The 10,956-nt window shown below is 50.5% G+C and carries 6 protein-coding genes; all 6 read right to left on the bottom strand.

Going from position 1 to position 10,956, the window contains the following annotated elements:
- Positions 1–24 precede the first annotated feature (24 nt).
- The 6 genes from K9N57_11915 to K9N57_11890 are packed head-to-tail and all read right to left on the bottom strand — an operon-like array spanning position 25 to position 10,477.
- Positions 25–3,135: a discoidin domain-containing protein gene (locus K9N57_11915; GenBank protein ID MCF7804890.1), complete on the bottom strand. Its 3,111-nt coding sequence runs from the start codon at positions 3,133–3,135 to the stop codon at positions 25–27.
- Positions 3,136–3,171: 36 nt separating this feature from the next.
- Complete coding sequence (locus tag K9N57_11910; GenBank protein ID MCF7804889.1) at positions 3,172–4,197, bottom strand: sugar kinase; 1,026 nt, start codon at positions 4,195–4,197, stop codon at positions 3,172–3,174.
- A gap of 48 nt (positions 4,198–4,245) precedes the next feature.
- Entirely contained in the window at positions 4,246–4,896 is a 651-nt protein-coding gene (locus K9N57_11905) for a bifunctional 4-hydroxy-2-oxoglutarate aldolase/2-dehydro-3-deoxy-phosphogluconate aldolase (protein MCF7804888.1), read from the bottom strand.
- Positions 4,897–4,913: 17 nt separating this feature from the next.
- The gene (locus K9N57_11900) at positions 4,914–6,110 is read right to left on the bottom strand and encodes an alginate lyase family protein (protein ID MCF7804887.1); all 1,197 of its coding nucleotides are present in this window, start codon (positions 6,108–6,110) and stop codon (positions 4,914–4,916) included.
- Between the two features lie 25 nt (positions 6,111–6,135).
- Entirely contained in the window at positions 6,136–7,794 is a 1,659-nt protein-coding gene (locus K9N57_11895; protein ID MCF7804886.1) for a glycoside hydrolase family 55 protein, read from the bottom strand.
- 25 nt (positions 7,795–7,819) lie between these two features.
- Positions 7,820–10,477, bottom strand: coding sequence for a glycoside hydrolase family 2 protein (locus K9N57_11890; GenBank protein ID MCF7804885.1), 2,658 nt, complete (start codon positions 10,475–10,477; stop codon positions 7,820–7,822).
- Positions 10,478–10,956 lie beyond the last annotated feature (479 nt).

Genomic DNA, 10,956 nt, shown 5'->3' with positions numbered 1-10,956 from the left:
TCCGGGGGTATTTATTGTAACACATCATTTCAGGAGCACCATCTTTTTGCTCATCACTTTATTCTCTGTTCGAAGAACATAGAAGTATATCCCTGATGGCAAATCATTCCCGTCGAAGCGAACCCGGTGCACGCCAGCGGTCATCTCTCCGGCGATGAGTGCGCGTAGCTGCTGCCCACGGGCGTTGTAAACAGTTAATTCAACATGACCACTTGCGGGCAATTGAAACTCCATCGAGGTCACCGGATTGAACGGGTTCGGATAGTTATCTCCTAGATAGAATTCATTTGCAAGGGCTGTTTGTTCATCTGAGTGAATCCCGGTTTCGATGCGAACCCAGATCTCTGTCTCTGTGATACTGTTCCACTCGTTGATTGAATTTCCATGTCCGACGTAGCGAACGTACCGCCCACGACTTTCATCCAGGTCGAACGATTGGAGTTCATTGGTATAACCGCTGCTGGATGCATTTTCCAGAACGGACTCCCAGGATTCGCCATCCGACGAAACCTGGATATCGAAATATGACGTTCGATTATCGCCGTTAAAAAATGCGAACCGGGCATCGGCCACGGCAAATTCACTGCCGAGATCGTATTGAATCCATTCGCCATCCCCCTCCGCAGACCACCGAGTATCGTAATCTCCATCAAGAGTGTTCTCCGGAATATTGCCATCATCGCTACTGGCTGTCACATCATTGGAAGAGAGGATCGCCTGCATAAGCTCGCCACTGTACACATACACATTGCCTTTATACATATTACCGGACGGATGTCGAATGTTATCGCTCGCCATCGCCGACCCGGATGAGACATCAATGACATACGGGGCACTCGTATCCAGATATAATTCATTCCCGTAAAAATCATTGCCGAATCCCCAGCCATCCGTATGTTCATGGACCTGAAATGCGTCCGTGATATTGGCATTGCCGTTCCGATATCCTGTATTGTAACGGATAATTGCGCTGTCGCCCTTGGCATCGATGAAACTGTCAGCGTAATGTTCTCCCGTTATGCCAGTGCCATTAAAAGTGCAGTATTCGATGATCGTCCCGACTGTGCCCTCCTTGATATCCACCGATTCTGCGCTTACGTTCGGCCCGATGACACAGTTTCTGATAATGTTGTAGTTGTCATCGTATTCAAACGTATCCCATTTCCCGTCATCCGATCCGACGTACACGCCTTCACCGTAATCCGGAATTACCAATCCCGTTTCATAAACATGGCTATCTTCCACCAGATTATGAGCACTACCATCACGGAGATGGATCCCCTCCTGACCAATGCCGTACACGTCGAGGTTCCTCAGTGTGGTGTAATGAGAGTTATCCATCATAACTCCCTTGTTCCCATTGGTCAGTTCAAGTCCGTCGACAATCCAGTGATCCCCGGTTATGTACAGCACATAGTGGTGCTCCATTGTTTCGCCCCTGAGTACTGCCTTGTTATCAGGATACTGACTTATTAGTTGGATGGGTTCTTCAGCTGTCCCGTCAACACTCGCATAAAAGATTGCTCTGCTCTCACCGCTGTCACTATTGTCACCCTCATAGGTGCCGGGCGCCAGAATAATTCGGTCCCCCGGACTGGCGTTTTGGAGAGCGGCATAAATGTCATCCACCGTGTCACAGTAGATATCCGGACCGCCGGTAGAATCGCCCTCGACCGGGCCTACATCCAGCGGCGATAGTGGCCGATGAACTGCCGGTTCAAATGAAGACTCGTCGCTGCCAATGTCGAAGTCATCCCGAGGCTGGCCATCGATATCCGTGGCATAGGCTAAATCCGGAATCGGAACCGCCGCGTTAATCAAGGGACTGCTTGAATTCAGGTGGTACACCTGGAATGCATCATCGGTTATGTCAGGATCGACCTCTGTGTATCCGCTGCCGGGCATATCGCCCCGGTCTGCAGTCCCCCACAACACATTGCCTTCAAATGTTGGATTTTCGGGAGTCATCGAGTAAGTGACGAGTTCTTCCTCATCACTGATAATGAGGTTATTCATCACCCGGAGATTTTCGGGGGCATAGTTTCCACCGAAGACGCCTATATCCAGATTCTTTCCAAGGTTATAGGCCAGCGTATTGTAAGCCACCAGACAATTACTCGGCCGGTCGTAGGTATTCTCACCATTCGCCAGATCATCAACATCTCCGCCTCCAACTACCAGCGCACCTCTGGCGCTGGAGGCCTCACCACTTGGCTTGATGTTATCGTTATTAAAGATATAATTGCCGATAATCTCCTGATTGTCACCGTAGAACCGGATGCCGCCATCCCCGTTCATGATGTAGTTACTTTCCACCCGGCAGCTGTCACCATGACGAAGCGTAATGCTGCCGTTACATCCGCTCAATGTATTCCGGCGAATGATGCCGTTGGTGGTCTTAAAGGAAATTACTTCAGGATCGCCCTCACAGTTCTCGAACAGATTCGACTCGATTATCGCATATGAGGAATGGTTTTGCCGGTTACTGTCGCCGAACCGGATGGCTTCCCCGCCGTTACTGCCGGTGAAATAGTGCCCGCGAAACCGATTGTGGTCGATGCGGACATGCTTGGTTATATCGTCACTGGGACCGTACACCACAATAAAACAGCCCTCATCGTACTTCTCGTAGAAGTCGTTATGGTCAAAGCGGATATGATGCGGGGCCTCACCATTAGGCATGGTCCCACTGGCATACAGCCAGTAATTCTTCGAGCCGTTCTCTTCAAGATCGAACGTACAATTTGTTACCCGAATGGACTGTGAGCCGTAGATAGCGAAAGACTTATCCTCTGCGGCATGAACGAATTTGAATCCATCGAATTTCAGGTATGCACAATCATGGACCTTAAAACCGCTGACACCATCGATGACGGCTCCGCCAACGGTCTCAGATTTGATGGTGATTGTATCGTTCACATTCCCATAGATGTCTTCAAAGTCGATCTCACCGGTCGCATAATAGGTGCTGTCCCGCAAGACGATTATATCTCCATCTTCAGCGTTTCCAGCGGCAGAGACCAGCGCCGGGAGGCTATTCACAGTGATGGTTTCCGCGTTGACGCTGGTCGCAAAGCAAAGCAGTACCAACGGAAGTATTACAACAAATTTTCGTAATCTTTTAATGGTTGTCATTCGTTGTTTTCCCTATACAAATCGCCTGCATTTACATTATCTCTGCACTCGTCCGGAGGTATCTCCCTGGGAGATATGCAGCACTTCCGATTCGGTTACCAAGTTTTTATCACCGGGAATGGTCTGCTTCATACCCGAAGCTGCGACTGCGAATTCGAGTGATTTCTGTTTATCCCATTCCGAAATCAGTCCGTGGATAAGTCCGGCACAGAATGAGTCGCCGCCGCCGACACGGTCGACCAGATGCAGGTCGTATTTCTTGCTCTGATAGAGTTTTTCACCGTCATACAGCATGGCTGACCAGCCGTTATCCGAGGCGGAAATGCTCTCTCGCAGCGTGATCGCAACCACTTCTGCATTGCAGTAATCTCTCAGCTGCTCCGCCACCGATTTGTAATGCTCCAGATCGAGCTCGCCAGTGGTCACGTCGGTCTCTTCCGCCATGATGCCGAAGGTGTCAGCAGCATCTTCCTCGTTTGCAACCACAACGTCGACATATTCCACGAGTTTGGTCATGGTCTCCTTCGCCTCTTCTTTGCTCCAGAGCTTGCTGCGGTAGTTCAGATCGGTGCTCACAGTTAAACCGGCTTCTTTTGCCACTTTCGCCGCCTCAACGCTCGCCTCCGCGCAGTTTGCCGCTAATGCCGGCGTAATACCTGTGACGTGGAACCAGTCCTTTCCTTCGAATACTTCACTCCAGTCGATATCCCCGGGCTGTAATTGTGATACTGCCGAATTCGAGCGATCATAGATCACCTTCGATGGACGGACGGATGCCCCATGTTCAAGAAAATAGATCCCCAGTCGTTCTCCGCCCCGGAGGATATATTCTGTGTTAACACCGTATCTGCGAAGGGCGTTCAAAGCTGCCTGTCCGACCTGATGTTCCGGCAAACGCGTGACGAACCAGGTCTCGTTCCCATAGTGTGCCAGGGAAACGGCCACGTTAGCTTCGCCCCCGCCATAAATCACCTGGAAGCTTCCCGCCTGAACGATTCTTTCGTAATTATACGGCGCAAGCCGCAACATAATTTCGCCGAATGTGACTATTTTTTTCGCCATATCTATACTCCGTCTCTTCTCCTAATCATACTTAATTACATATACTAATTATTTGCTTTGCCGACCTTTTTCTACCTCGGTAATAAATTTTTTCGCATGAGCAGCCAGGCCTTCCCAGTCCTTCTCAGCTATCATCTTTTTATCGAGCAGTGCAGAGCCAACTCCGAGGAACCGGGCGCCATGTTTCACAAACTCTGCCGCATTGTCCAGATTCACTCCCCCGGTCGGCGACAACTTCACCTGGGGTAAAGGTCCGTGGATATCTTTGAAATATTTGGGGCCAACAGCGGTCGCGGGAAAAACTTTAACCACGTCGGCGCCCCATTCCCACACCTGCAGGATTTCCGTGGCGGTGAAGGCTCCCGGTACGACCGCTTTATCATATCGGTGAGCCATCTCGATAACTGTTTTATCGGTCACCGGACTGACTATGAATTCGGCCCCGGCCAGGATTGCCTGTCGGGCCGTCTCTGCATCGAGCACCGTTCCTGCGCCGATGATGAAGTCGTCCGGGACAGACTGAGCCGTTTCCCGGATGACTTCGATCGCATCTGGTGTCGTCATCGTGATTTCAATGGCTCGCATACCGCCATCGGCTAATGCGTCGATAATCTCGCGAAGTAAGTCCGTGTCGCTCAGTCTGATGACTGCGACAACGCCGCTTTCCTCAATCGCTTCTACTATTTGTAGTCTGTCCATACTAACCCTCATTATGTTTAATTTGTATTAACCCACAGCAACGGATACCGGATCGGGAAGTTGCGTATCCCTTCCTGGGTTTCCGGCTCTGCCGGTAATTGCTTCCAGAGTTCGATGTATTTTTCCCGGTCATACGCTAATCCGGCAAACAAGAGTCCCGGCTGACGCATCGGCCATTCGTCAAAGTACATCACATCAGGTTCGTACGGCCAATTGGACTTATCCTTGATAAACGGATACAAGAACTCCACCACATTCTTCATTCCTGCGCCACTCTCCGTTTCGTATGTCCAGAGATTATCCTCCGGCGTGGATGCGATATGGCAGATCAGCGCCAGACCGTCAAAATTGAAGAGCGAATAGTTATACGGTTTGGTTCGCTCCAGCTCCAGCGGGAATTTCCCTTCCGGCGAGACCTGGTTTGGGAGCAACACAGATTTATACCGCTCGCGACAGAACTCCAGTACTGGCGTCGAGTCTATTAACCGACCGAATTCAGCAACCTGCGCCACCCACCACGTGCCGTGGTTATTCTCTCGCTCCATCTCATCGATTCCGTTCACGCTGGTGGTCAGCCAGTCAAGATACGACGCAAACCAGCGCTTGATTCCGATGGCATCGGTATAATTCAGTTCGCCCCGGTTCTCCAGTATTGAAATGGCGCGGGCGATCTCTATCAGGTGGATGGTATCGATGATGCCGACTCCCCTGCCCTTTGTTCGACCGGGAATAGCCTGGGCGTAGTTCAGATTCGGGTTCATCATGGTTGAATCGGTGACAAACCACGCCCGCAGGTGCTCAATTGCCTTGTTTGCGTATTCATTCTTCCCGGTTATCACATATGCCGACACTAAAGCGCCCACATGTATGCTAAACCGACGCATCACCTGGCGATGTTTTACAAAAATCTCCGGATTGGTCATCCCGTCTTTCCGGATATACGGCAGTCCGTCCGGCTGATCCGGATCCGGCCACCAGTAATCGCCCTCGGAATAAAAATCATGGATACCGCCGGCGCTTCGCTCGGCTACATGGGCAGAAATGGTGATTGGACCTTCATCCATGAACTGATCAGCCTGGGTGATGACCCGTTTCTTTTCAATCTGAATGAGAGTCTTGGTCAGATTATCATTGGCGGAGACATCCGTGGAATACAGAAGAGTAACCCCAGCCATGACAATAAATAGAGATAAATTGCGCATTAGTCTTCGCATAAAATCAGCTCGGTTTCGTTGAAAATTATCGATGCAATCTCTGCTCAAGTTGATACTGATACAACGAGGGAATATTCAAATCTGTGCGGTTTGTCCCCTCGATATACGAATTGGGTTTATAATCGATTTCTACCGGATAGTTGGCGTTCAGCCCAATGATACGAGCAGAGGGGCCATCCTGCACTCCCTGTACAGTAATTGTTTCGTCAGATGGATGTTCGAAGGTATAATTCACCTCAATATTCCAAAACGTGGTAAACGCGCCGTGCGATGGTTTCCAGTAGCCAGCGCCGCCGTCGTCGATATACCGGTGGGACTTGTCCGGTTCCTCTACATAGATTTCCTCGAACAGGTTTTGATAATTAATTCCGGAATGCTGGTCCATCGTGGGGTTCACATTCAACTGACAATCGGTGAAGACGCAGTTGGTCGCTCCCGTATTCAGACTAATGGAATGCATGGCATCCGCATTGGCACGGATATCTTCGGCAAGCATATTATGGACTTCGCCCATCATCACGGCGTAGTGATACTTGGAACCAGTAGTCTCAAAATCCCGGATAGTGACGTTCGCACAGTCGTCGCTGAGCACTCCGTTGGATCCGTTGTGTACAGTAATATCGTCTACCCAGGAGTGACTCAGGCTGGTCAGATACATGGGGCTGTAGCCACGGCCGACATGATGAAGGCGATATTCCGTATACGGATACTCGAACCGAAGATGCTCGATCCCCACGTTTTCCAGGTGCTCCCAGTCGGTAAGCGTACATTCCCACTCGGGTCGAATATCGTTGAGTAGCGGCGCCTTCGTCCAGACGGTATCGCCGGCTATTCTTGTTATTGTCACAGGCTGAGAGACCAGAGGAATATCCGGGTTCTCCCAGTGACGGCTCCCCACTTTTATTTGGTTAACCTGATTATCGTAGATATGCTGTATTAAGGACGATGCCTTTCCTTCCTTGTTATACCAATGCACCTCGTACATTTCACCAACTGACAGTTTTTTCCCCGATTGTACTACCATCCAATGGCTGCCACGTTTTCCATCTCTGGCAGAAGTCAGCACCTTTTGTTTGGTGTTATATTTCTCCATGTATGCCTTGACGCGCTTCCCAGGTACCCGGGGCCATATGTATCCACCGGACCAGGCATACAGTGAGTACGGCACGCCGTCTTCCTTCTTGTTGTATGTGGTCAGGTATTCCTCCAGCTCTTTTAGATCATCCGGTGTCGGCAGTTCGGTCAACTGAAGCGGGCTGTAAATGATGGTGCCATCCTCTCCACTTCCGGCGCCTTTCAGAATGAAATCACTCCGTTCAATGTAGAGGATCTCTGTCAGCATGTACTGTCCCTTTGGTAAGTACACTGTGACCGGTTCATCCATATCATGCGCTTTCTCGAACGCCTTTTTGATGGCTTCGGTATCGTTCTCTCCGTCATCCGGTACTGCACCGAATTCAGTCACATCGATGGTGGTACTGAACTCAGGAAATTCCTCTTCTCCCCAGCGATAGCCAGCGTAGGAGTAATCAGGCAAGTAGACCGATTCTGCCGCGTCACCGTCGAGGATTTCAGGCACCCAGTCCATACGTGCCTGTGCCTGGACACCTTCGGATTGTATAGACACAAATACTATAGCAATAACTGTCGTGAGGACAATTCTTCGTACAAATTTCAAATTCATAGTTATTTCCCGCTAAATTTTCTGCTTATAATCCACTTCGTTTCATGACATGACGGCCGCTTAACTCCAGGTACGAACCCTTGAAATCCTGGTTGCGGGCCTCGATGACCGTCCGTTCACCCGGCACCGGTACTACTTCAATCGCCGCCCGGCCGTTCGCTGCCTCGACCACCGAACTGCGATTCATAATCCCCTGGTTTGGCACCAGGTGGCCGCTGCCGTCCGCCGTAAAATAGATCCGGTCATTAATATCAAGGCAACGCCTGCCCTCATCATCGATAAACAGGGCTTCCACCAGTACATTGCCATTCGGCAGCTCCGAAGCAGACATAACAATCTCCTCCGGGCTCCCGGCTTTCTCATTGCTATATTCGATGGAGAGTGAATCAGCTGTCACCTTTTCATCGTCTGTGTATCCTACAGCAACGAGTTCGTTCGCACCATCCCTGAAATTCACCTCCCAAATCAATCCCTGGGCAGGGAAGACGCTCTCGTCACGATCCTTCTTGCCCAATGATTCGCCATTGAGTTGCAGTTCCACCGATTCACAATTGCTATAGACGGTGACTTCCCTGGCAACGCCTTTCGGTCCACTGCGATGCGTCCAGGTGTGGGATTCGATATAGGCAAATTTCGGTGAGTCCGTCCAATACGATTTGTAGACGTAATACGCGTCCTTGGGGTTGCCAGCACGGTCCAACAAGCCCTTCTGATTGACAAACGGAATGGCGTTTTCCGGCCGTAGCGGCGTCCCGAAATCCTTGACCGCCCACTGGGCATTGCCGGTAAACCAATCTGTGTTCTCTGAGACATACAGATGCCAGTCAAACAAATCCACGATGTAGTTTTCGGTCCAGTTGCTTGACTTGGCCACGCTCTTCACCTCGTACTGGTTCGGCTTCTCGGTCCAGCCACTCTCAATTTTCATTCCCTCGCCGGTAATCGGATGTTCGGTATGGCGACCCTTGTGGCTCGCGCCGCCGTATTCCATGTGAACAAATCGGTCATTTTTCTCCCGGGCGGATTCGAGTGCCTTCTTGTAATTCTTGTACACGCCGGAATACCAGCCTGCCCAGATGGACGGCGAATAGACATCCACAATGTCCGGGGCTTTGGGAAACTTCCTTGTGGCGGTCAAGCGGCCGGGATCCAGATTGTGAGCAAGCTCATTCAGTTCTGTCATAAAGGCTTTCAGTGAATCGGTATTCCCGCCGTCCTCAAAATCCGGCAGCCAGTATACTTCATTTCCAAGCGACCAGAGAATGATACTCGGATGATTGTAATTCTGCCGGATCATCTCCTTCAACAGCCGCGTCGTATTGGCCTGCCACTCCGGTCCGCCTATACCTCCGCGGCACCAGGGCAATTCGTCCCAAATCAGTAATCCAAGGGAATCTGCGGCATCGTATACCGCCGGCTCCTGCGGATAATGGGCCAGCCGGACGTAATTCGCTCCCATTTCCTTGATGGCTTGCATATCCTTGATGTGCAGTCTGTTCGGCATTGCGTTTCCATAGCCGGCATGTTCTTCATGCCGGTGCGTTCCGCGAATCAGCAGTCGTTCTCCGTTCAGATAAAACGGCCCGTTTTTCTCAAATTTATACCAGCGATACCCAATCTTATCTGAGATGGAGTCAATACGCTCATTGCCATCTCTTAGTTCTGTCTGCACAGTGTATAAGTAAGGGCTATCAGGAGACCAGAGGTTTGGTGAACTCACAGAGGGCAGATCCACTGTTACTTTTTCAGATTCTCCACCGCCAATCCGGACACGTTTTTCATCCTGGGATACCACTTTTCCGGTCGCATCAAGGATCTGCATGCTAAGGGTCAATGTCTCCCGATTTTCGGATGTATTACGAATGGACACTTCTGCATTGGTTTGTGCTGACTCTGCCGATACTTCGGGTGTACTGATCTTCAGATCGGAAACGTACACACTCGATACCACTTTCAGCCAGACATCCCTTGTGAGACCGCCGTAGATAAAAAAGTCGGACTTCTGGGAAGGAATCAATTTGGGATCGTACGAGTTATCCACTCGCACACGGATTGTGTTTTCAGTATTCGCTTGCAGGAATTCCGTGATGTCGAATTTAAACCCAAGATAGCCTCCGATATGGCTACCCGCTAATTGGTTGTTGATGTACACATCGGCTTTCAGATTCGCTCCTTCGAAGTATAGCAGATATCGATGCGCCCCACTCATCGCCGGAATAAATACGGTCTTCTCATACCAGCCGGCATCCCTGCGGTACCCCGGCTCCGGGTCCATGACATCACCGACATTCCAGGTATGCGGGAGATCAACTTTTTCCCAGTCATTCGCCGCCGGATACAGGCCATCCACCTGCTCAGCCGAGGATTCGGAATAAAACCATTCCCGGTTTAAGTTATAGGTTGTCCTAATCCCGGTATCTCTGATAAAATGCTTTTCCCGCTGCAATCGATGCTGCTTATAGACCGCTTCGAGAAAATAATAATCGCCGGCCGGATTGGCTTCGTCCACGCCCCAATCTTTGTGGTAATTATACACTGAATGCAGCAGCAAACCCTGCTCGGTTTCCCGATCGTTTTGGGTATACAGGTATTTTTCAACTAAAGAATTCACAATGGTATGAGCATTATTTCGATAATTTAACACATCCTTTTTCCGCTGGGATTTTTCGGCAAGGAGATACATTCCGGAAGCAGCAATAGCACCGGCAGAGGCGTCGCGAACTACATCCTCTCCGCTGAGGTTCAGATCCCAGTACGGCACATGATCTTCTGGCAAATGGGCCAGGAAATAGTCCGCCATAGCCTTTGAGATATTAAGAAACCGTTGATCACCTGTGTAGCGATAGGCATTTGCAAATCCATAGATCCCCCAGGCCTGTCCCCGAGCCCAGGTCGATTCGTCATGGTATCCCTGGTGCGTGCGGCGTTTTTGGACAGCTCCGGTTTCCGTATTAAACTCGATAACATGATATGAGGACCCGTCATCCCGCAGGGATTCCCGCATGGTCGTCAGCGCATGTTTGTACGCGATATCGTAGTATTCCCAGTTGCCGGTCTCTTCCGCAGCCCAGAACAGCAGTTCCAGGTTCATCATCGTATCGATTATCATCCAGCCAGCTTTTTCCGGCGTGCCCAGCTTCCCCCACGCCCGGATAAATTCGC

The organism is Candidatus Neomarinimicrobiota bacterium (assembly GCA_021734025.1).
In the GTDB taxonomy this organism is placed as follows: Bacteria; Fidelibacterota; JAANXI01; order JAANXI01; family JAANXI01; genus JAANXI01.
This window is presented reverse-complemented; position numbering and strand designations above follow the sequence as displayed.

Coding starts and splice junctions, on each gene's coding strand:
- K9N57_11915 (MCF7804890.1), bottom strand. CDS start 3,135: ATGACAACCATTAAAAGATTACGAAAATTTGTTGTAATACTTCCGTTG.
- K9N57_11910 (MCF7804889.1), bottom strand. CDS start 4,197: ATGGCGAAAAAAATAGTCACATTCGGCGAAATTATGTTGCGGCTTGCG.
- K9N57_11905 (MCF7804888.1), bottom strand. CDS start 4,896: ATGGACAGACTACAAATAGTAGAAGCGATTGAGGAAAGCGGCGTTGTC.
- K9N57_11900 (MCF7804887.1), bottom strand. CDS start 6,110: ATGCGAAGACTAATGCGCAATTTATCTCTATTTATTGTCATGGCTGGG.
- K9N57_11895 (MCF7804886.1), bottom strand. CDS start 7,794: ATGAATTTGAAATTTGTACGAAGAATTGTCCTCACGACAGTTATTGCT.
- K9N57_11890 (MCF7804885.1), bottom strand. CDS start 10,477: ATGTATCTCCTTGCCGAAAAATCCCAGCGGAAAAAGGATGTGTTAAAT.